This is a genomic window from Streptomyces cinereoruber (assembly GCF_009299385.1).
Lineage (GTDB): Bacteria > Actinomycetota > Actinomycetes > Streptomycetales > Streptomycetaceae > Streptomyces > Streptomyces bikiniensis.
Map to the genome: position 1 here is coordinate 835,651 of NZ_CP023693.1, position 21,836 is coordinate 857,486.

The 21,836-nt window shown below is 74.3% G+C and carries 16 protein-coding genes; 10 read left to right on the plus strand and 6 right to left on the minus strand.

Annotated elements, in window-relative coordinates; translation table 11 throughout:
• Positions 1-64 precede the first annotated feature (64 nt).
• The 5 genes from CP977_RS03775 to CP977_RS03795 all read left to right on the plus strand — a co-directional run bounded on the left by CP977_RS03775 (position 65) and on the right by CP977_RS03795 (position 5,688).
• Positions 65-1,096 carry a serine hydrolase domain-containing protein gene (locus CP977_RS03775; RefSeq protein WP_062757475.1) on the plus strand — a complete coding sequence of 344 codons (1,032 nt, stop codon included), beginning with the start codon at positions 65-67 and terminating at the stop codon, positions 1,094-1,096.
• A gap of 152 nt (positions 1,097-1,248) precedes the next feature.
• The gene (locus CP977_RS03780) at positions 1,249-2,694 is read left to right on the plus strand and encodes a glyceraldehyde-3-phosphate dehydrogenase (protein WP_062757478.1); all 1,446 of its coding nucleotides are present in this window, start codon (positions 1,249-1,251) and stop codon (positions 2,692-2,694) included.
• Positions 2,695-2,800: 106 nt separating this feature from the next.
• A complete protein-coding gene (locus CP977_RS03785) occupies positions 2,801-3,628 on the plus strand; it encodes a DUF817 domain-containing protein (protein ID WP_152369603.1) in 828 nt (275 codons plus the stop codon).
• Positions 3,629-3,845: 217 nt separating this feature from the next.
• Positions 3,846-4,049, plus strand: coding sequence for a cold-shock protein (locus tag CP977_RS03790; RefSeq protein WP_015031667.1), 204 nt, complete (start codon positions 3,846-3,848; stop codon positions 4,047-4,049).
• A gap of 235 nt (positions 4,050-4,284) precedes the next feature.
• The gene (locus CP977_RS03795; protein WP_152369604.1) at positions 4,285-5,688 is read left to right on the plus strand and encodes a DEAD/DEAH box helicase; all 1,404 of its coding nucleotides are present in this window, start codon (positions 4,285-4,287) and stop codon (positions 5,686-5,688) included.
• A gap of 102 nt (positions 5,689-5,790) precedes the next feature.
• Here the strand turns inward: CP977_RS03795 and CP977_RS03800 are convergent, their stop codons facing one another.
• The gene (locus CP977_RS03800; protein WP_062757485.1) at positions 5,791-6,195 is read right to left on the minus strand and encodes a winged helix-turn-helix transcriptional regulator; all 405 of its coding nucleotides are present in this window, start codon (positions 6,193-6,195) and stop codon (positions 5,791-5,793) included.
• A gap of 68 nt (positions 6,196-6,263) precedes the next feature.
• Here CP977_RS03800 and CP977_RS03805 point away from each other — a divergent pair, with 68 nt between their 5' ends.
• Both CP977_RS03805 and CP977_RS03810 read left to right on the plus strand, forming a co-directional pair.
• A complete protein-coding gene (locus tag CP977_RS03805; RefSeq protein ID WP_152369605.1) occupies positions 6,264-6,644 on the plus strand; it encodes a YybH family protein in 381 nt (126 codons plus the stop codon).
• Positions 6,645-6,978: 334 nt separating this feature from the next.
• Positions 6,979-10,176 carry an AfsR/SARP family transcriptional regulator gene (locus CP977_RS03810; protein WP_229991549.1) on the plus strand — a complete coding sequence of 1,066 codons (3,198 nt, stop codon included), beginning with the start codon at positions 6,979-6,981 and terminating at the stop codon, positions 10,174-10,176.
• Positions 10,177-10,203: 27 nt separating this feature from the next.
• Here the strand turns inward: CP977_RS03810 and CP977_RS03815 are convergent, their stop codons facing one another.
• Both CP977_RS03815 and modA read right to left on the minus strand, forming a co-directional pair.
• The gene (locus CP977_RS03815; protein ID WP_167308994.1) at positions 10,204-12,207 is read right to left on the minus strand and encodes an ABC transporter permease; all 2,004 of its coding nucleotides are present in this window, start codon (positions 12,205-12,207) and stop codon (positions 10,204-10,206) included.
• A gap of 119 nt (positions 12,208-12,326) precedes the next feature.
• Entirely contained in the window at positions 12,327-13,136 is an 810-nt protein-coding gene (gene modA / locus CP977_RS03820; protein ID WP_152369606.1) for a molybdate ABC transporter substrate-binding protein, read from the minus strand.
• 395 nt (positions 13,137-13,531) lie between these two features.
• Here modA and CP977_RS03825 point away from each other — a divergent pair, with 395 nt between their 5' ends.
• Positions 13,532-13,924, plus strand: a complete 393-nt coding sequence (locus tag CP977_RS03825) for a PucR family transcriptional regulator (protein WP_229991548.1) — start codon at positions 13,532-13,534, stop codon at positions 13,922-13,924.
• A 25-nt stretch (positions 13,925-13,949) separates the two neighbouring features.
• Here CP977_RS03825 and CP977_RS03830 read toward each other — a convergent pair whose 3' ends face one another.
• Positions 13,950-14,348, minus strand: a complete 399-nt coding sequence (locus tag CP977_RS03830) for a TOBE domain-containing protein (protein WP_152369608.1) — start codon at positions 14,346-14,348, stop codon at positions 13,950-13,952.
• A gap of 211 nt (positions 14,349-14,559) precedes the next feature.
• Between CP977_RS03830 and CP977_RS03835 the strand changes: the two genes are divergently transcribed.
• A complete protein-coding gene (locus CP977_RS03835; protein WP_152369609.1) occupies positions 14,560-18,714 on the plus strand; it encodes a bifunctional nitrate reductase/sulfite reductase flavoprotein subunit alpha in 4,155 nt (1,384 codons plus the stop codon).
• A 73-nt stretch (positions 18,715-18,787) separates the two neighbouring features.
• Here CP977_RS03835 and CP977_RS03840 read toward each other — a convergent pair whose 3' ends face one another.
• Together CP977_RS03840 and CP977_RS03845 are read right to left on the minus strand one after the other, a co-directional pair.
• Positions 18,788-19,102, minus strand: coding sequence for a DUF3040 domain-containing protein (locus tag CP977_RS03840; RefSeq protein ID WP_152369610.1), 315 nt, complete (start codon positions 19,100-19,102; stop codon positions 18,788-18,790).
• A 47-nt stretch (positions 19,103-19,149) separates the two neighbouring features.
• A complete protein-coding gene (locus CP977_RS03845) occupies positions 19,150-20,448 on the minus strand; it encodes an ArsB/NhaD family transporter (protein WP_152369611.1) in 1,299 nt (432 codons plus the stop codon).
• 349 nt (positions 20,449-20,797) lie between these two features.
• Between CP977_RS03845 and CP977_RS03850 the strand changes: the two genes are divergently transcribed.
• Positions 20,798-21,766, plus strand: a complete 969-nt coding sequence (locus CP977_RS03850; protein ID WP_062757505.1) for an LLM class F420-dependent oxidoreductase — start codon at positions 20,798-20,800, stop codon at positions 21,764-21,766.
• Positions 21,767-21,836 lie beyond the last annotated feature (70 nt).

Here is a 21,836-nt window from a genome sequence, read left to right on the forward strand (position 1 = left end):
GGCGCGGCCTTCCGGACGGGCCCCGGATCCCCCGGCGGGCCGGCCGATCCGTCGGAGGCCCGCCTTGGCACAGCGCACCGACCCCTGCGAGCGGCTGCTCGGCGACGCCGTGCGCACGGGCGTCGTCCCCGGCGCCGCGTGGGCCGCGGGCGACGCCCGCACCACCCTGTCGGCCGGGGCCGTGGGCCTCCTCGACCCGGCGGACCCCACCGGACCGACGCGCCCCGACACCCTCTTCGACGTCGCGAGCCTCACCAAGGTCCTCGCCGTCTGGGCCGTGACCGGCACCCTCGTCGACGCCGGGAAGCTCGACCCGGCCGCCCCGCTCGGCTCGTACTGGCCGGAGGCCGCCGGCCGGCCGCTCGCCGGGGTGACGGCCCACCACCTCCTCACCCACACGGCGGGCCTGCCGCTCCGCGCCAACCTGCGGCACCTGTACGGCTCCGACCCGCAGGACGTACGGGACGGGGTCCTGTCCGAGCCGCTGCGGCACCGGCCGGGCGAGGCCGTCGCGTACACCGACCGGGCGGCCCTGGTCCTCGGCTACCTCCTCGAACACCTCACCCGGCAGCCCCTCCCCCGGCTCGCCGGGGACCGGGTCTGGACGCCCCTCGGCATGACGGACACCCGCTACGGGCCGCTGCCCGCCGCCCTGAGAGGGCGGTGCGCGCCGACGGAGTACGACGAGGAGAGCGGCGTCCGGCTCAGGGGCACCGTCCACGACTTCTCGGCGCGACTCCTCGGCGGCGCCTGCGGCATCTCGGGCGTCTTCACCACCACCGCCGACACCGGCCGCTTCCTGCGCCACCTCCTCGATCCGGTGCCGGGCACCTTCTCCGCCGGGTGGACCGCCGCCTCGCTGCGCGTGCGCACCGGCCGCCTCGAACCGCCGCGCGGGCTCTTCTGGCACCCGGCGCCGGGCACGGGCCCGGCGGACGACGTCTGGGCGCACTTCGGCTTCACCGGCACGGGCCTGTGGGTCTCGCCCGCGCGGGGCCGGTGGGCCGTCCTGCTGACCAACCGGCTCTACCTCACCCGCGATCCCGGGCCGCTGGCCCGGGTCAGGGACGCCTTCCGGGCCCTGGTCTTCCCCTGACGGGCCGTCCCTCCCCCGCCCGGCCGCGCGGTACGGGAACCCCCGGGGCGCAAGGGCGCCACGAGGGGCCCTCGTCACACCCCGGACCCCTTGATCGATCGAATGGGCCCGGGGTTACCATATGAGCGCCGCCTAGCTCGAAAGATAAACTTGTGACTGTCAATGACGACTCGTTCACCAGCTGGAAGAACCGCGAGGAGATCGCGGAGTCGATGATCCCGATCATCGGGAAGCTGCACCGGGAGCAGGACGTCACCGTCCTCCTCCACAGCCGCTCCCTGGTGAACAAGTCGGTGGTCAGCATCCTCAAGACCCACCGCTTCGCCCGGCAGATAGCCGGCGAGGAGCTGTCGGTCACGGAGACGCTCCCCTTCCTCCAGACGCTCACCACCCTCGACCTCGGCCCGTCCCAGATCGACATCGGCATGCTGGCCGCCGACTACAAGTCCGACAACCGCGGTCTCTCGGTGGCGGAGTTCACCGCCGAGGCCGTCGCCGGCGCCCTCGGCGAGAACAAGATCGAGCGCCGCGACGGACGCGACGTCGTCCTCTACGGCTTCGGCCGCATCGGGCGCCTCGTCGCCCGCCTCCTGATCGAGAAGGCCGGTTCCGGCAACGGCCTGCGGCTGCGCGCGATCGTGGTGCGCGGCGGCGGTGAGCAGGATCTCGTGAAGCGCGCCTCGCTGCTGCGCCGGGACTCCATCCACGGCCAGTTCCAGGGCACGATCACGGTCGACGAGGACAACAGCTCCATCGTCGCCAACGGCAACACCATCAAGGTGATCTACGCCAACGACCCCTCCGAGGTCGACTACACGGCGTACGGCATCGAGAACGCCATCCTGATCGACAACACCGGCAAGTGGCGCGACCGCGCGGGCCTCTCCAAGCACCTGCGCCCCGGCATCGACAAGGTCGTCCTGACCGCGCCCGGCAAGGGCGACGTGCCGAACATCGTGCACGGCGTCAACCACGAGACGGTCAAGCCGGACGAGCGGATCCTGTCCTGCGCCTCCTGCACCACCAACGCGATCGTCCCGCCGCTGAAGGCGATGGACGACGAGTACGGCGTGCTGCGCGGTCACGTGGAGACCGTCCACTCGTTCACCAACGACCAGAACCTCCTGGACAACTACCACAAGGCCGACCGCCGCGGCCGTTCCGCGCCGCTCAACATGGTGATCACCGAGACCGGTGCCGCCTCGGCCGTCGCCAAGGCGCTGCCGGAGCTGAAGGCCCCGATCACCGGCAGCTCGATCCGCGTCCCCGTCCCGGACGTCTCGATCGCGATCCTGAGCCTGCGCCTGGGCCGCGAGACCACCCGCGACGAGGTCCTGGAGTACCTGCGCGACGTCTCGCTGCACTCGCCGCTGAAGCGCCAGATCGACTTCACCACGGCCCCCGACGCCGTCTCGATGGACTTCGTGGGCTCGCGCCACGCGTCGATCGTGGACGCCGGCGCGACCAAGGTCGACGGCGACAACGCGATCCTGTACCTGTGGTACGACAACGAGTTCGGCTACTCGTGCCAGGTCATCCGGGTCGTCCAGCACGTCTCCGGCGTGGAGTACCCGACCTTCCCGTCGCCGGCGGTCTGACCCCCGCGACGCCCGGCGAGCGCGCCGCACCCCCCGCCGGGGTGCGGCGCGCTTCCGTTCCCGGGGGCGGCGAACCGGACGCGCGGTCGCCGGCGTCCCTCCCGCCATGAAGACGCTCGTCCACGGGACACGCCACCTGCTGCGCTTCGCGGTGCTCGAGGCGCGCTGCTGCGCCTTCGCCGTCGCGCTCGTCGGCGGCATCGCCGCCTCGACGCTGCTGCCGGAGCTGCCGGTCGCCCGCTACGACCTGCTCCTCCTGTACGGCATCGGGCTCACGTTCCTCGCGTGGCGGATCGGCTGGGACACCGGCCGGGACGTCGCCGTGATCGTCGGCTGCCACGCCATCGGCCTGCTCTTCGAGCTGGTCAAGGTACGGATGGGCTCGTGGAGCTACCCGGAGGAGGCGCTGACGAAGGTCGGCGGCGTCCCCCTGTACGGCGGGTTCCTGTACGCGGCCGTGGGCAGCTATGTGTGCCGGGCCTGGCACCTGTTCGACCTGCGGCTCACGGGCTACCGGCCCCGGGCGACGGCGGTCCTCGCCGGCGCCGTGTACGTGAACTTCTTCAGCCACCACTGGCTGCCCGACGCCCGCTGGGCGCTGGCCGCCCTGCTGCTCCTCGCCACGGCGGGCACGTGGGTGCGGTTCCGGGTCGGGGAGCGGGACCACCGGATGCCGCTGGCCCTGTCGTTCGTCCTGATCGGCTTCTTCCTGTGGGTGGCGGAGAACGCGGCCACGTACGTCGGGGCCTGGAGCTACCCGCACCAGCTGGGCGGCTGGCAGCCCGTGCCCCTCTCCAAGTTCGGCGCGTGGGCGCTGCTCATCAGCGTCACCTTCGTCCTGGTGGCCGGCGGCGGCCGGGAGGGGGACCGGCGCGGCGGCCGAGACGGTGGCCGGCGCGGTGGCCGGAAATTTGTTCTCGGCGGCTCCGGGTGAGAAATTTGCGGATTTCGCGCACGGACGCCGTCGACGTGCTACAGTCGATGACAGTTGCAGTTGTGGTTCCCAAATACTTACAAGTGCCTTCGACGATTCGACATCGTCAGGCACTTGATGTGTTTTCGGTGCAGTTTCCGGACGGGGCAATCATCACGGCGACTCCGGGCTCCGCACAGTGCGGTCCCCAGGGCTACGCCCCGAAGGAGATATGACAATGGCCAATGGCACCGTGAAGTGGTTCAACTCGGAAAAGGGCTTCGGCTTCATCGAGCAGGAGGGTGGCGGCCCGGACGTGTTCGCCCACTACTCCAACATCGCCACCTCCGGCTTCCGTGAGCTCCAGGAAGGCCAGAAGGTGACCTTCGACGTCACGCAGGGCCAGAAGGGCCCGCAGGCGGAGAACATCCTCCCCGCCTGACGTTGACACGTCCGACGCGGCCGGTGTCCTCACCCGTGTGGTGAGGACACCGGCCCGTCGCGTTTTCCGGATTTCCCCCGGACCGGACGCCTTTCCCGCCGCTGCGGCGCGTCCGGATCCGCAGTACGCCTCAGGCGGTACGCATCACCCACACGGCATTCGGTACGTCGCGGAAATTCACGGGCACACCGCCCGTCGTGAATTCCTCGGAGCGCACCGTTCCGAGGAAGGTCACATGAACAGCACACCCCGTACGGACGACGCCCGGAAGGACGAATTCGCCGCGTCCCCGACACCGGCCACCGGCTTCGCCGCGCTCGGCCTGCCGGCCGAGGTGCTCCGGGTGCTCGGCCGTCTGGGTGTCGAGGAGCCGTTCCCCATCCAGGCCGCCACCCTGCCCGACGCGCTCGCGGGCCGCGACGTCCTCGGGCGCGGGCGGACCGGGTCAGGCAAGACGCTCGCCTTCGGCCTTCCGCTGCTCGTGCGGACCGCCGGACGCCGCGCCGAGGCGCGCAGGCCGCTCGGCCTGGTCCTGGTGCCCACGCGGGAGTTGGCCCAGCAGGTCACCGACGCGCTCGCCCCGTTCGCCGAGGCGCTGGGGCTGCGCCTGGCGACCGTGGTCGGCGGCATGTCGATCGGCCGGCAGGCGGGCGCGCTGCGCGACGGGGCCGAGGTCCTGATCGCGACGCCGGGCCGCCTCATGGACCTCGTGGAGCGCAAGGACTGCCGTCTCGACCGGGTCGCGGTCACCGTCCTCGACGAGGCGGACCGGATGGCCGACCTGGGCTTCATGCCGCAGGTCACCGAACTCCTCGACCAGGTGCGCCCCGAGGGGCAGCGGTTGCTGTTCTCGGCCACCCTCGACCGGAACGTGGACCTGCTCGTCGAGCGCCACCTCACCGACCCGGTCGTCCACGCGGTCGACCCGTCGGCCGCCGCCGTCTCCACGATGGAGCACCACGTCCTCCACGTGCACGGCGCCGACAAGTTCGCCACCGCCACGGAGATCGCCGCCCGCGACGGGCGCGTGATCATGTTCCTGCACACCAAGCACGCCGTGGACCGCTTCGCCAAGCACCTCCTCGGCAGCGGCGTACGGGCCGCGGCGCTGCACGGCGGGAAGTCCCAGCCGCTGCGGACCCGCACCCTGGACCGCTTCAGGAGCGGCGAGGTGCCGGTCCTGGTCGCCACCGACGTGGCGGCGCGCGGCATCCACGTCGACGCGCTCGACCTGGTCGTCAACGTCGATCCGCCGGCCGACGGCACGGACTACCTGCACCGGGGCGGGCGCACCGCGCGGGCCGGCGAGTCCGGCGTCGTCGTCACCCTCGTCACCCCCGAGGAACGCCGGGACGTGGCCCGCGTCATGGCGGACGCGGGCATCCGGCCCACGGTCACCCGGGTCCGCTCCGGCGAGGCCGAACTGACCCGCATCACCGGCGCCCGGAAGCCCTCGGGCGTCCCCGTCGACGGCAGCGCCCCGACCCAGGAGGGCACCCGGCGCGGCGGCGCGGCCTTCCGCGGCATCGGCACGGTCCCGGGCCGCCCGGGCCGCGCCAAGAACGAGTCCCGCCGCGCCGCCGAGGCCCGCAAGACGGCCGAGGCCCGCCGGGCGGCGAAGATCCGCAGGGGCGGCTGACCGAGCCGGGCGACCGCGCCCGGGCAGCCGTCCCCAGGCAGCCGTCCCCGGACGGCCGACTCCGGGCGGCTGTCTCCGGGCAGCCGTCCCCGGGCGATCCCCCTACGGCTCCCGGTCCTCCGGCCGGCCGGGGGCCGCCGCGCCCCAGTCCCACAGCGCCTGCAGCACCGGGCCCAGTTCCCGGCCGTGCGGGGTGAGCCGGTAGCCGACGGTGGGCGGCCACCCCGCCGTGCGGTCCTTCGCGACGACGCCCGCCGCGACGAGCCGGGCGAGCCGGTCGCTGAGCACCTTGTCGGAGAGGGCGGGGAGACGGGCGGCCAGATCGCTGTAGGACAGGGTCTCCCGGCGCAGCAGTTCGCGTACCACGAGGGTGGTCCAGCGTCCCCGGAGCGCGGCGAGGGCGATCTCCACGGGACAGTCCGGACGGGGCGCGGCGACCCGCGCGTGCCGGTCGTCGGGCAGGCCGGGGAGCGCGACCGGGGCGTCTCCTACCGTTCGGTGAGTCACGAGGGCGTCTCCTACCGTCGTCGTGTGCCGGGCGTCCGCCCGGCGGACATCGAACAGGAGACGCCACCATGACACATCCCGGAGCCGAGTCCGCCCGTACGCTTCCGACCCGGGCACGGGACGTTCCCGCCGCGTTCGCGGAGCGTTTCAACAGCGGTGACGCCCGCGCGGTACGGGAGCTGTACGAGGAGGGGGCCGTCTTCGTGCCGGAGTCCGGGGCGGCCGTGCGCGGTGCGGACGCCGTCGCCCGCGAGAACGCCGGGTTCCTCGGCCTCGGGCTGCCGATCGCCGTACGCCCCCGGCAGGTCCACGTCGCGGGCGACGTCGCGCTGCTGACCGTGGACTGGGAGATCGAGGGAAAGGCGTCGGGGACGGCCACGGACGTGGTCCGGCGCGGGGAGGACGGTTACTGGCGCTATGTGATCGACAGCCCCTTCGGCGGGGTCTGAGACGGCACCGCCGACGGCGGGGCCGGGGCGGGACGTACCCCTCGGGGGCGTACGAGCGGGCCGTGCGAACCGTTCTGGCCAGATCGAACGGGGCGCGCGGGACGGGGGCACGGACCGGCCCGGTCCTCCGACGGCTGCGGGGCGGCAGCCGACACTGCCGCCCCGCCCTGTGCGTCGTCACCCGGCACCTCCGCCCCCCGTCGATGCGTGGGTGCCCGACACAACTCGGCCAACCCTGGCGCACCGCGTTGCAAGGGCGATGAAATCCTGTTGAAGCAAGGTTCTTGAAGAATCGCGCGGGCACGGGGCGCACGGGAAACACGGGGACGGCGAAGTGGACGAGCGGGCAACGGGGCCGGGCGGGGCGGCGGCCGGTGCGGGGGAACGCCTGCGGATCGACCTGCTCGGGTCCGTCCGGGCCCGGCGCGGCGGTACGCGGATCCCCCTCGGCCCGGTGCGCAGGCAGGCGGTCCTCGCCGCCCTGGTCCTGCGGGCGCCGGCCTTCGTGACGTACGAACGGCTCCTCGACGACGTCTGGGGCGCCGAGCCGCCGGGGACCGGCCACCGGGTCCTGCCGAGCTACGTCTACGCGCTGCGCAAGGCGCTCGACCCGCCGGACGCCGGGCCCGGCGGGTCGCTGATCCTCGGCGGGCGCGGCGGCTACCGCTTCGTGCCCGAGGGGGCCGGGACCGATCTCGCCGAACTCGCCGAACGGACCGCCGACGCCCGGCGGGCGAAGGCCGCCGGCGACCTCGGCGCGGCGCTCGACCACGGCGGCCGGGCCCTGGAGCTGCTCCACGGCGAGCCCCTGCCGGGGCTGCCGGGCCCCCTCGCGGTGAGCGAGCGCCGGCGCCTCGCCCGGCAGCGGCGCGCGCTGCTCCAGGACCGGGCCGAGTGCCTGGTCCTGCTCGGGCGCCACGCGGAGGCCCTGGACGGCCTGATGGCGGCGCCGCCGGCCCCGCCGCACGACGAGCCGCTCGCCGCCCTGCGGATGCGCGCGCTGTACGGCAGCGGCCGGCAGGCCGAGGCCCTGGCCGTCTACGGGGAGACGCGCCGTCTGCTCCTCGACGAGCTGGGCGTGGAGCCGGGCGAGGAACTGCGCCGGGTGCACCAGGCCGTCCTGCGGCGGGACGACCGGATCCTGCTCGGCCGGGCGGCGGCCGACGGGGACGGGCACCCGCCGGAGCGGCAGCACCGGGCCGGTACCAGTGGCGGTGTCGTCACCGGTGCCGACGCCGACGCCGGTGGCGGTTCCGCTCACCGGCCCGCCGGTGGGGACGGCGCCGACGACAGCTCCGCCCCCGCCGACCTCCCCCGCCCCCGGCACGAGGGGGACCCCGAGCATCCCGAACGGCCCGGTCCGGCCGACCGGTCCCGCCTCCCCCGCCGGAACCGCAACGAACTCCCGGGCGACACCGCCTGCCTGATCGGGCGTGAGACGGAACTCGCCCTCCTCACCGCCCCGGTGCCCCCGGACGCGGTGTCCGTGATGACCGTCGACGGCACGGCGGGGGTCGGCAAGACGTCCCTGGTGGTGCGCGCCGCCTGGACGCTGGCCGACGCCCACCCCGACGGCTGCCTGTTCGTGGACCTGCACGCGCACGGCGCCGCCCACGAGACGGTCGATCCCCGGCGGGCCCTGCGCCGGCTGCTGCGCGCGGTCCGCGACCGGGGACACGGGGTCCCCGAGGAACCGCACGGCGCCGAGGACGGGGACGGCCTGGACGACCTCACGGAGCTGGTCGCGGCCTGGCGGGCGGCCACCAGCGGGCTGCGGCTGCTGCTCGTCGTGGACGACGCCCGCAGCGCCGAGCAGGTGCGCCCGCTGCTGCCCGCCGGGCCCGGGAGCAGGGTCCTCGTCGCGGGCCGGCAGCGGCTGCCCGGTCTCGACGCCGACGTACGGCTCACCGTGGAGCCCCTGGACACGGGGGTCGCGGTCGGGCTGCTCCGCGAACTCCTCGGCACCGACCGGGCGGACCGCGAGCCCGAGGCGGCCCGCGAACTCGCCCGCCGCTGCGGCGGACTCCCCCTGGCACTGCGCATCGCGAGCGCCCGGCTGCAGAACCGCCCGTCGTGGACCCTGGCCTTCCTGGCCGGGCGGATGTCCGACGACGCGCGCGGCCTGGGCGAGCTGCGGGCCGAGGACCGCAGCGTGGAGGCCGCCTTCCGGATGTCGTACGACCAGCTCGCGCCCCGGCTGCGGCGCGGTTTCCGGGCGGTGGGCCTGGCTCCGACGGCCCGCTTCGACGACCTCGTGCTCGCCGTCGTCCTCGGCCGTTCCCGGGAGTACGCCGAGGGGGTCCTGGAGGACCTGGTCGACGCGAGCCTGGTGCAGCAGCCGCACCCCGGCCGCTACCGGCTGCACGACCTCGTACGGGCGCACGCGCGGCAGCTCGCCGAGGAGGCGCCCGAGGAGGCCGCGGCGGACCGGGACGCGGTGCTGCGGCTCTACACGGCCGCCGGGCGGCTGGCCTCCGACTGGGGTCCGGACGCGTTCCCCACCGGGCCCGGGGGCTCCGGCGGCGCTCCGTTCGCCGACTGGCGGGAGGCGTCCGCGTGGCTGGGCGCGGCGGGCGGGGAGCTGGTCGACGTGGTGGCGTACGCGGTCGCCGCCGGGGAGTACGACCACGCCTGCTGGATCGCCGAGGCCCTGGCCGACCATCTGCTCGGGCAGGGCCACCACCACGAGTGCCGGAGCGCCCTGGAGCTCGCCCTGTCCTGCGCGGACCGGGCCTCCGACCGGCGGATGCCCGCCGCGCTGCGCAACTGCATGGGGTTCCTCGACGTGCACCGGGGGCGGTTCCGGCAGGCGTACTCCTGGTTCGAGGAGGCGCTGCGGCACGGCTCCGGCCACGGCGACCCCCGGGACCGCGTGCGGGCCGTCGCCGGCATGGGGGTCTCGGAGTGGGTGCTGGGCCGAGTCGAGGAGGGCACCGTCCGCCTCGAGGAGGCGGTGGAGCGGGCGGTCGGGCTCGGCGACGACTGGCTGGCCGGGATCGCGACCTGCAACCTCGGCGCGATCCGCCACCGGCAGGGGCGGTACGAGGAGGCCCTGGGGTTCTACGCCACCGCCCTGGCGCTCGCCGAGAAGGGCGGGCGGCCCCGGACGATCGCCGGCAGCCTGTGCTTCGTCGCCGAGGCGCAGCTGGCCCTCGGCCGGACCGCGGAGGCCGTCGAACTGCTGCGGCGGGCGGCCGACCTGGCCCGCGAGGTCGAGGACCCGCCGCTGCGGGCGGCGACCCTCTCCCGGCTCGCCGGAGCCGAGCACGCCCGGGGCCGCCTGGGTCCGGCCGTCGACGCCCACCACGAGGCCCTGTCGGCACTGACCCGGCACACCAGCACGTGGCTGGAGATGCAGGTCCGGGTCCGGCTCGGCGGCACCTACACGGCGGCGGGCCGGCACGCCGAGGCCCGCCGGGAGTACGAGGCCGCCCTCGCCCTGCCCGGGGCGGAGAACCACCCCCACGAGTACGGTCTGGCCCGCGCCGGCCTGTCCGGCGCGGTGCCGCCGGCCCCGGGGGAACGCCTCTGACGGCGCGGCGGCCGGGGGTGCTCGGAGTCAGAGGGTGACGATCGTGGTCTCGGTGGCCTTGATGCCGGTCCAGACGGGCACGCCGTCGGCGAGGCCGAGTTCGGCGGCGGCCTGGGGGGTGATCTCGGCGACGAGGTCGGGTGCCTCGGGGGAAGCGACCAGGACGCGGAGGCGGCTGCCGCTGGCGGTGATCTCGCGTACGGTGCCGGGCCAGACGTTGCGGGGGCTGCCGGCGGGCCTCTCGCGGTGCAGGGATACCGCCTCGGGCGCGACGATCGCGAGCGCCGGGGTGCCGGGCGGCGGGGGTTCGGCGGCGACCAGGGTGCCGCCGCCGTCGAGGGCGAGGCCGTCGGGGGTGGCGGTGCCGGGCCAGGCGTTGCGGCCGAGCATGCGGGCCACCCAGGGGGAACGGGGGTGGCGGGTGACCTCGGCGGGGGTGTCGTCCTGGAGGGCGCGGCCGTCCTGGAGGACGAGGACGCGGTCGGCGAGGGAGACGGCCTCGACGGGGTCGTGGGTGACGATGAGGCAGACGCCGCCGAAGCCAGCGAGGTGGGTGCGCAGGGTGTGCCGGACGTGGGCGCGGGTGGTCTGGTCGAGGGCGGCGAGGGGTTCGTCGAGAACGAGGAGCCGGGGGCGGGCGGCGAGCGCCCGGGCGAGGGCGACCCGCTGGGCCTGGCCGCCGGAGAGCTGCGCCGGCTTCCGGTGTCCCAGGTGGCCGACGCCGAGGCGGTCGAGCCAGGCCTGCGCCTCGCGGCGGGCCTCGGCGCGGGCGACGCCCTGGGCGCGCAGGCCGTAGGCGGTGTTGGCGAGGGCCGACATGTGCGGGAAGAGCGCACCGTCCTGCGGCACCCACGCGACGTGGCGGCGGTGCGGGGGCAGGGCGGTGACGTCCTCGTCGCCGAGCCGGAGGTCCGCGCGGGCACGCGGGGTGAGGCCGAGGAGGGCGCGGAGCAGGGTGGTCTTGCCCGCGCCGTTCGGGCCGACGACGGCGATCGTGGTGCCTGGTTCGGCAGCCAGCGCGAGCCGGGTGAATCCGGTGACGTCGGCGCGCAGCGCCCAGCGGTCGGCGGGTGGGGTGGTGTCCGGTGGACGGTGGCTGTCGGCCGGAGCGGCGGTGTTCGTACGCGGCGCCTTGCGGTCGCCGGGCGGAGTGGCCGGCACGGTGATGGCCGGCTCCTCCGGGGGAGCCTGGCGGTGCTTGCGGTCCGTCGGGGTGCCGGTCCAGCGGCCGCGCAGGGCGATGAGGACGCCCATGGCGATGGCGAGGAGCAGGAGGGAGACGGAGGTGGCGGCCTCGGGTTCCTCCTGGAGGAGGAGGTAGACCTGGAGCGGGAGGGTCTGGGTCGTCCCGGGCAGGTTCCCGGCGAAGGTGATCGTGGCGCCGAACTCGCCGAGGGCCCGCGCCCAGGTGAGCGCCGCTCCCGCGAGGACGCCGGGCGCCACCATCGGGAGCGTGACGGTGAGGAAGACGCGGAGCGGCGAGGCCCCCAGGGAGGCCGCCGTCTCCTCGTACCGGGGCCGCAGCCCGCCGAGCGCGCCCTCCAGGCTGATGACGAGGAACGGCATGGCGACGAACGTCGCCGCGATCACGGCGCCTGAGGTGTGGAACGGCAGGGTGATGCCGAAGGTGGACTCCAGCCACGGTCCGAGCAGTCCGCGCCGGCCGAAGGCCAGGAGCAGCGCGACGCCGCCGACGGTCGGCGGCAGCACCATCGGCAGCAGCACGAGGGAGCGGACGACCGCCTTGCCGGGAAAGGGGACCCGCGCGAGGAGCCAGGCCAGGGGGACGCCGAGGAGCAGCGAGAGGCCGAGCGCCCAGAAGGAGACGAGGAGCGACAGCTTCAGGGCCTCGACGGTCCCCGGCGCGGTCAGGTGTCCGGTGAGCCCGGCCCACTCGGTCCGTACGAGGATGCCGATCAGGGGCAGCGCCAGGAAGGCCACGGCCGCCAGCGCGGGCAGCACGAGGGCGAGGGGCGGCCGGGCGGTTCCCGGGCGCCGGGCGGAGACGCCGCGTATGCCTGCTGGTTTCATCGGTGGTCCCGGAGGAGTGGGGGCGGGGGCGTGGAACGGAGAGGCGGGGACGGGGAGCGGAGGGGCCGTCCGGTCCCCCGATGCGGACGGCCCCTCCCGATCATGGTCGATCCCGTACGTCACGGCTTCTGGAAGCCGGCGTCCTGGAGGATCTTCTGCCCCTCGGGCGAGGACAGCCAGGCGACGAACGCGGTGGCGGCCTCGGCGTTCTTCGACTCCTTCAGCGTGGCCGCCGGGTACTGCGCGACGGCGTTCTGGTCGTCGGGGATCTCGACGGCGTCGACCTTGTCCTTCGCGCTCTCGGCGTCGGTCCTGTAGACGAGGCCGGCGTCGGCCTCGCCCAGCTCGACCTTGCTGAGGACGGCGCGCACGTTGGGCTCCTGGGAGACCGGCTTCACCGCGATCTTCTGCTTGTCGAGGATCTGCTTGCTGTACTTGCCGGCCGGTACCTCGGGCGCCGCGAGGACGACCTTGAGCTTGGTGTCCGCGAGGTCCTTCAGGTCGTCGACCTTGTGCGGGTTGCCCTCGCCGGTGGCGATGACCAGGCGGTTCTTCGCGATGATCGCGGGCGTGCCGGTGTCGGCCCTCACCTTGTCCATGCTCTTGGTGTCGGCGGTCACCAGGACGTCGGCGGGCGAGCCCTGGGAGACCTGGGCGACGAGCTCCTGCGAACCGGCGAACGAGAAGGTCAGCTTCGTGCCCGGGTGGGACTTCTCGTAGGCGGCGCCGGCCTCCTTGAACACGTCGGTCAGGGACGCGGCGGCGAGCACGGTGAGGTTCGCCGCGGGGGCGCCGCTCGCGGAGCCGGAGGCCGGGGAGCCGCCGGTGTCCTTCTTCGTGTCGTCGCTGCCGCAGGCCGCGAGCGGCACCAGCAGGGCGGCGGTGAGCACGGCGGCGGCGGTGCGGCGCCCGACGGGGGCGAGGGTCATGGGGATCGGAACTCCTTGAAGGGGAAGGGAAGGGGTGCGGGCCGGCCGCGCCGGCGGCCGAGGTGCTTCGGTACCGCGTGAGGGCTGGTCGGGTGCGGTCGATGTGCGCACCGGTCGGCTTCACGCGGGCGGTGGCCTGCCTGCCGACTTCCGGTCCCGGTTCCTCCACGGAGAACACCGCGGGCGACTTTCCGTCGACGACGCGCGGCCTGCCCGGTGGCGGAGGACTGCATATGCGTCACCGTAGGCCTTGATCACTCGCATCTGCAACAAATTAGTGGGACTCTCCATCGCGAATGAGAGGGGGGTGTAGGAAGCGACGAGAAGGCGCCACCTGGTCGCACGCCTCGGACGGAAGGGCCCCGGCGAGGCGAGGGAGACCGATCCAGACGCCCGTGACCGCGCCGACCTCGCTGAACACCGCGCTCGCGCAGGCCCGTCACGCCCTGGCGGCGGCCCCCGCCCCGGCCCCGCCGGTCGCCGGGCTCCGCGACCTCGGTGGGCTGGCCCTGCTGCTCGCCGGTGTCCCCGCCGACGTACGGGACGTCTACCGCACGACGGTCCTCGGGCCCCTCCCCGGCGCCGGTCGGGGGTCGGGCGCCATGCTCCTGGAGACCCTGGAGGTCTTCCTGGCCCACGACTGCTCGTGGACGAGGACCGCCGAGGCCCTCCACATCCACGTCAACACGGTCCACTACCGCGTCGAGCGCATCGAGGTCCTCACCGGCCGGGACCTGTCCCGCCCGGACGACCGGGTGGACCTGCGCGCCGCCCTGCTCTGCCGTTGAGCCGTCCCGGACGATCCGGCGCGCGTCAGGCCGGATCGACGCGCACGTCGGTCGACTTCACCCGGGCGGTGGCCGTGGCCCCGACGACGAGTCCCAGCTCCTCGACGGCCTCACGGGTCACGAGGGACACCAGCCGGTGCGGCCCCGACTGCACCTCCACCTGCGCGGCCACGTCGTCGGCCCGCACTCCGGTCACGATCCCCACGAAGGAGTTCCGCACCGAGGTCGGCACGTCGTCCTCCGGGACGGCGTGCGGCCCGGCCCCCCGCTCCCGGGCGAAGGCGGCCAGGGCCATGCCCTCGATCGCCCGCCGGCCGGCCCCGTCGCGCTCCACGGCCGGCCTGCCCCCGTCCGCCCACCGGCGGACGGTCTCCGAACTCACCCCGAGCAGTTGCGCGGCCTGCCCGATGCTGTACGACGGCATTCCCGCACTCTAGGGCCTGTCCGGCGGATCGGGGTCGGGGCCGCGACCGGGGGCGACGTGTCGGTACGGTGCTCACGGCGCTCCGCCTGCCGTCGTGCGTCCGGTGTAACGCCCCGTGCGCGAGGGGCGTGATCGTCCGGAAACCGGGTCTTCCTACGGTCGGTGGACGTGGGAGAACTCCCACCCGGGAGGACGACGAGGAGGGGCGCCGATGGAGCCGGAGGGCGGGACGACGCGGACGGTCTGTTCGTACTGCGGGGTCGGCTGCGGCATCGTCCTCGACGTCGCGCGCGACCCGGCGACCGGGCTGCGGCGGGTCGTGAAGGCGTCCGGCGACAAGGCGCACCCGGCCAACTCCGGACGGCTCTGCACGAAGGGGGCCACGAGCGCCGACATGACGGCCGCTCCCGGGCGGCTCGGGAAGGCGCTGGTGCGGGCGGAGCGCGGGGGCGAGCCGGTCGAGACGGACGTGGACGCCGCCGTCGCCGAGGTCGCGGGGCGGCTGCGCGCGATCCTGGACGAGCACGGGCCCGACGCGCTGGCCCTCTACGTCTCCGGACAGATGTCCCTGGAGGCGCAGTACCTGGCGAACAAGCTGGCCAAGGGCTTCGTCCGGACGAGCCGGATCGAGTCCAACTCCCGGCTGTGCATGGCGTCGGCCGGTTCCGGATACAAGCTGTCGCTGGGCGCGGACGGGCCGCCCGGCTCGTATCAGGATCTCGACCACGCGGACGTGTTCCTGGTGATCGGCTCCAACATGGCGGACTGCCATCCGATCCTCTTCCTGCGGATGATGGACCGGGTGAAGGCGGCCGGGGCGAAGCTGATCGTCGTGGACCCCCGGCGCAACGCCACCGCCGACAAGGCGGACCTCTTCCTCCCGATCCGGCCGGGCACCGACCTCGCCCTGCTCAACGGGCTGCTGCACCTCCTCGTGGAGAACGGGCACGTCGACGAGGAGTTCGTCGCGGAGTTCACGGAGGGCTGGGAGGACATGCCCGCCTTCCTCGCCGACTACCCGCCCGCGAAGGTCGCCGGGATCACCGGTCTCCCCGAGGCCGACATCCGGGAGGCCGCGCGGTGGATCGGCGAGGCCGGCGCCTGGACGAGCTGCTGGACCATGGGGCTCAACCAGTCCACGCACGGCACCTGGAACACCAACGCGCTCGTCAACCTGCACCTCGCGACCGGGACGATCTGCCGGCCGGGCGCCGGGCCGTTCTCGCTGACCGGCCAGCCCAACGCCATGGGCGGCCGGGAGATGGGCTACATGGGGCCGGGCCTGCCCGGCCAGCGGTCGGTCCTCGTGGACGCCGACCGCACCTTCGTGGAGGAGCTGTGGAACGTCCCCGCGGGGACCCTGCGGACCGAGACGGGGCACGGCACCGTCGAGATGTTCGAGCGGATGGCGGCCGGGGAGATCAAGGCCTGCTGGATCATCTGCACCAACCCGGTCGCCTCGGTCGCCCACCGCAGGACCGTCATCGACGCCCTGGAGGCCGCCGAACTCGTCGTCACCCAGGACGTGTTCGCCGAGACCGAGACCAACGCGTACGCGGACGTGGTGCTGCCGGCCACGCTGTGGGCGGAGTCCGACGGCGTCATGGTCAACTCCGAGCGGAACCTCACCCTCGTCCAGGGGGTGGTCGACCCGCCCGGGCAGGCCCTGCCCGACTGGCTGCTGATCGCCCGCGTCGCCCGCGCGATGGGCTTCGCCGAGGGCTTCGCGTACGCCTCCGCCGAGGAGGTCTTCGAGGAGCTGAAGCGGGCGTGGAACCCGGGGACCGGCTGGGACCTGCGCGGGGTGACGTACGAGAGGCTGCGCGCCACCCCCGTCCAGTGGCCGGCCGCGTCCGTCGACGGCCCCGACCGCAACCCGGTCCGGTACGTGAACGACGGCGTCAGCCAGACGCTCCTGGAGCGCGCGGACGGCACCCGGCCCCGGCTGGCCTTCCCGACGGCGAGCGGACGGGCCCGGTTCTTCGCGCGCCCGCACCTCCCGGCTGCCGAACTTCCCGACGACGCCTATCCGTTCGTCCTCAACACCGGGCGCCTGCAGCACCAGTGGCACACGCTGACCAAGACCGGCAGAGTGGCCAAGCTCGCGAAGCTGAACCCCGGCCCCTTCGTGGAGGTCCATCCCGAGGACGCGGCGGCGCTCGGCATCGCCGAGGGGGACGGCGTGGAGATCGCCTCGCGGCGCGGGCGCGCCGTCCTGCCCGCCGTGGTCACCGACCGGGTCCGGCCAGGGAACTGCTTCGCCCCGTTCCACTGGAACGACCTGTTCGGCGAGTACCTGAGCGTCAACGCCGTCACCAACGACGCCGTCGATCCGATCTCCTTCCAGCCCGAGTTCAAGGTGTGCGCGGTGACCCTCGCGAAGACGTCCGCTCCCGTATCGGTGTCCGTACCCGTTTCCGTACCTGGGTCCGTACCCGCCGCTCCCGCCCCGGAGGGAGGCTCCGTGCCCGCGCTCGCCGCCCTGTTCGGCGTCGCGGACCTCGCCCCTCCCCCGTTCACCGAGCCGGAGCGCCAGTACCTCGCGGGCTTCCTCGCCGGACTCTCCGGACCCGCCGGGGCGCCCGCCGACGGCCGCGTACCGGTCCTCCCGGCGTCCGCGCCCTTCGCGCCGGAGCGCGGCCGCTGGGTCGACGGGGTCCTCGCCGGGACGTTCTCGCGGACCGGGGCGCCGGTGCCGGCCGACGGGCCGGCGCGGGAGGGGCGGTCGGTCGTCCCCGCGCGCCGTCTGCTGGTCCTGTGGGCCTCCCAGACCGGTACGGCCGAGGAGTTCGCGGCCACCGCCGCCGGCCGGCTCGCCGAGGCCGGGCACGCCCCGGCCCTCCTCCCGATGGAGAGCGCCGACCTCGCGGGGATCGGTTCCGACGCGGACCTGCTGGTGGTGACCAGTACGTTCGGGGACGGCGACGCCCCGGACAACGGGACGGCCTTCTGGCGGTCGCTGGCCGCCCCCGACGCCCCGCGCCTCGACGGCGTCCGCTTCGCCGTCCTGGCCTTCGGCGACTCCGGGTACGCCGACTTCTGCGGGCACGGGCGCCGCGTCGACGAGCGCCTCGCCGAACTCGGCGCCACCCGCCTCCGTCCCCGTACCGACTGCGAACCCGACCACGAGGAGAGCTCCGGGGCCTGGCTCGCGGCGCTCCTGCCGCTGCTCGCCGCCCCGGCTCCGGCCCCCGCCCCCGCCCCCGCCGGGCGGGTCCCCTCCTCCGGCGCGACGCGGCCCGCGGAGTACACCAGAACCTCTCCGTTCGCCACGCTCCTCGTCGGCAACCGGCTCCTGAGCCTGCCCGGTTCGCAGAAGGAGGTACGGCGGTTCGCCTTCGACACGCGGAGCGGCGAGCTCGCGTACGAGGCGGGCGACGCGCTCGGGGTGTGGCCGGTGAACGGCACCGGCCTGGTCGCCGAATGGCTGGCGCTCACGGGGCTCGACCCCGGCGAGCCGGTCGACGCGGGCGGCGCCGGGCCCCTCCCGCTCGCCGAGGCCCTGCGGACCCGGCTCGACATCACGCGCGTCACCCCGGAGCTGCTGAGGTTCGTGGCCGAGCGCTCCGGGAGCCACGACCTCAAGCGGCTGCTGCGCCCCGGCAACAAGGACGAGCTGGCGAAGTGGGGGTGGGGGCTCCAGATGGCCGACGTGATCGGCGGCTTCCCCGTCCGCGCCTCCGCCGCCGAGTGGACCGGCGTACTGAAGCGCCTCCAGCCGCGCCTGTACTCGATCTCCTCCAGCCCGCTGGCCCACCCGGGCGAGGTCCGGCTCACCGTCTCCGTCGTGCGCTACACCAACGACCGGGGCCGGGACCGCACCGGCGTGTGCTCGGCCTATCTCGCCGACCACGCCGACGACGGCCCCGTCCAGGTCTTCGTGCGGCGCTCCCCGCACTTCCGGCCGCCGGCCGACCCCGCCGCGCCCCTGATCATGGTCGGTCCGGGGACGGGCGTGGCGCCCTTCGTCGGCTTCCTGGAGGACCGCCTGGCCCGGGGCCACACCGGCCGCAACTGGCTGTTCTTCGGCGAGCAGCGCGAGGCCACCGACTTCTACCACCGCGAGGCCCTGGAGGCCCATCTGGCCTCCGGGCACCTCCACCGGCTCGACACCGCCTTCTCCCGCGACCGGCGGAACAAGGTCTACGTCCAGGACCGGATGCGCGAACACGGCTCCGTCCTCTGGTCCTGGCTGCGGGACGGCGCGCACTTCCACGTCTGCGGCGACGCCGCCCGCATGGCGAAGGACGTCGACCGGACCCTGCGCGAACTCGTCGCCCGCCACGGCGGGATGGGCGACGAGGAGGCGGCGGCCTACGTGGAGCGGATGGCCGCGGACCGGCGGTACGTCCGCGACGTGTACTGACGCGGGACAGCGGTGACCGTGCCCCGGAGCCGGTCCGCTCGGAGCGGGTGACGCGGCCGGGGGCGGCCCGGCGTCACCGCGGACCGCCGGGGCCGCGCCCGCGCCGGTGCCGGTGCCGGCGGCGCCGGATCCGCTGCTCCCGGGAGTCGAAGAGGTTCACCGCGAGGGCCGCCATGACGAGGCCCGCCGCCAGGAGCAGTCCGTTCGGGACGAGTCCCCCGACGACGACGGCGGCGAGGGCGAGGGTCATGGCCGGCCAGGCCCGGCCGCGCCGGTACTCGCGGGGGCGCCGGGGCCGGCCCTCGCCCGGGCCGCGGGCGAAGCGGGGGTCGTCGCGCCGCAGGACGGCCTCCAGGTCGGCGATCCTCTCCTCATCGGAGTCGCCCATGTCGTTTCCGCTCCTCTCGGTGGCCCGACGGCCCGGCGGCGGGACGGTCAGGCCAGGACGAAGTAGCGCAGCCACACGTACAGGCCCGCGATGACGGTGGTGACGGCCGTGACGACGAGGCCGTACCTGCTGAACTGCCAGAAGGAGATGGGGTGGCCCGCGCGCTCGGCGATGCCGACGGTGACGACGTTGGCGGAGGAGGCGATGATCGTGGCGTTGCCGGCGAGGTCCGCGCCCAGGGCGAAGGACCACCAGAGCATGCCGGCCCGTTCGGTCCCGCCGGAGGACTCGACGATCTCGGAGACAATCGGGCTGACCGAGGCGACGAACGGGATGTTGTCGATGACGGCGGAGGGGACCACGGAGCCGAAGAGCAGGGCCATCGAGGTGCCGAGCAGCTTCCCCTCGGTGGCCCGGGCCGCCGCCTCCCCGATGTCGGTGATGACCCCGGTCTGCACCATGGCCCCGACCATGACGAAGAGCCCGGCGAAGAACGCCAGCGTCTGCCACTCGACGTCCGCCACCACCTTCTCGGGCTTCAGCCGGGAGACGGCGAGCAGGATCAGCCCTCCGCTGACGGCCACGACGGAGGGCTCCAGGTGCAGGGCGGTGTGCAGAACGAAGCAGACCATCACCAGGCCGATGACGACGCCGCTGACGATCAGCAGCCGCTTGTCGGTGATCGCCTCCCGTTCGTTCATCGCCATGACCTCCTCGGCCCGTTCCGGGTCGTAGGAGAAGGACTTGCGGAACATCCAGCGGGCCATCACCGCGAACACCAGGACCAGGAAGGTGGTGATGGGTGCCATGTGGAGCAGGAAGTCGTTGAAGGAGAGGCCGGCCCGCGAGCCGATCATGATGTTGGGCGGGTCGCCGATCAGGGTGGCGGCGCCCCCGATGTTGCAGGCCATGACCTCGGCGATCAGATAGGGCACGACGGGGAGGCCGAGCTTGCCGCAGACCGCGATCGTGACCGGGGCGATCAGGAGGACGGTGGTGACGTTGTCCAGCCACGCCGACAGGACGGCGGTGGTGAGGATCAGGAGCACCATGAGGCGGTACGGGCGTCCCCGCGAACGTTTCGCCGCCCAGACGGCGACGTACTCGAACACGCCGGTGCGTTTGAGGACGGAGACGATCAGCATCATGCCGAGGAGCAGGAAGAGGACGTTCCAGTCGATGCCCGTGTGCTCGGAGAAGAAGGCGTCCTCCGGACTGGTCGCCCCGATGAGCAGCATGGCGACCGCGCCGCCGAGGGCCGCGGCGACCCGGTGGATCCACTCCGTGGCGATCAGTACGTAGACGGCCGCGAACACCGCGACGGTCGCCCACGTGGTCACGCTCACGGCGGACCCGCCCGGCGGGGGCGGCGGCCGGGCGCGGGCGGCGCGTCCGGCGCGGCGAGGGGGCTCCGTGGTCTCCGGGAGGGACGTGTCATGGGCGCGGACTCCGTTCGTGCCATGGCGCGGAACACCGGCGTCACCGGCCGGCCCCGCGCTCCGCGCGTCCCGCCCCGCGCTCCGGCGCGGCGACCGGGCCGCCGGGTACTCCTCCACCCCACCGTCCCCCGGGGCACCACCCGCCCGCATCGGGGTCGGCACCCATTTTCGACCGTCGCGCGCCGTTGCGGACACCCTCGACAGAAGTGTCCGTCATGCCCGTTTCAAGGGGCGTGTTCGCGGCAAGTCGCCCGGCATGATGCAGATCGGCTACACGATGATGACCGAGCAGGCCGGGCCCCGTGAGCTGGTGGAGCACGTGGTCGAGGCGGAGCGCGTCGGGTTCGACTTCTCCGTGATCTCGGACCACTCCTTCCCGTGGCTGGACTCCCAGGGCCACGCCCCGTACGCGTGGAGCGTCCTGGGGGCGGCGGCGCAGGCGACCTCCCGCATCCCCCTGATGACGTACGTGACCTGTCCGACCTTCCGCTACCACCCGGCGGTCGTGGCGCAGAAGGCGGCGACCGTGCAGCTGCTCTCCGAGGGCCGGTTCCGGCTCGGGCTCGGCTCGGGCGAGATCCTGAACGAGCACGTCGTCGGCGAGGGCTGGCCCTCGGCGGGCGTCCGCCTGGAGATGCTGGACGAGGCGGCCGGGATCATCCGCGACCTGTTCTCCGGCGAGTACGTGACCCACCGCGGGACCCACTTCCAGGTCGAGAACGCCAAGCTGTGGGACGTCCCCGACGCTCCCCCGCCCATCGGGATCGCCGTGTCGGGCCCGCACTCCTGCAAGGTGGCCGGGCGCCGGGCGGACCTGGTGATCGCCACGGAGCCGAAGGGGGAGCTGCTCGACGCCTTCGACGAGCACGGCGGCGCGGGCAAGCCGCGCGTCGGCCAGATGCCGGTCTGCTACGACCCCGACCGGGACGCGGCGGTGGCGCGCGCCCACGACCAGTTCCGCTGGGCGCTGGGCGGCTGGGGCGTCAACTCCGAGCTTCCGCTGCCCTCCGGCTTCGCCCAGGCCACCGAGACGGTCCGCCCCGAGGACGTGGCGGAGGGCATCCCGTGCGGCGACGACGTCGACGCGTTCGTGGAGGCCGCCCGGCCGTACGCCGAGGCCGGGTTCACCGAGCTGGCCCTCGTCCAGATCGGCGGCGGGCACCAGGAGCCGTTCTTCCGCTGGGCGGAGAAGGAACTCCTCCCGGCCCTGCGCGACCGGCTCTGAGGGCGGATCGCCCCTCCGGGGGCGGGGGCGCGGACCGTGAGCGAATGGATCTTCTCCGGGCGGGTACCCG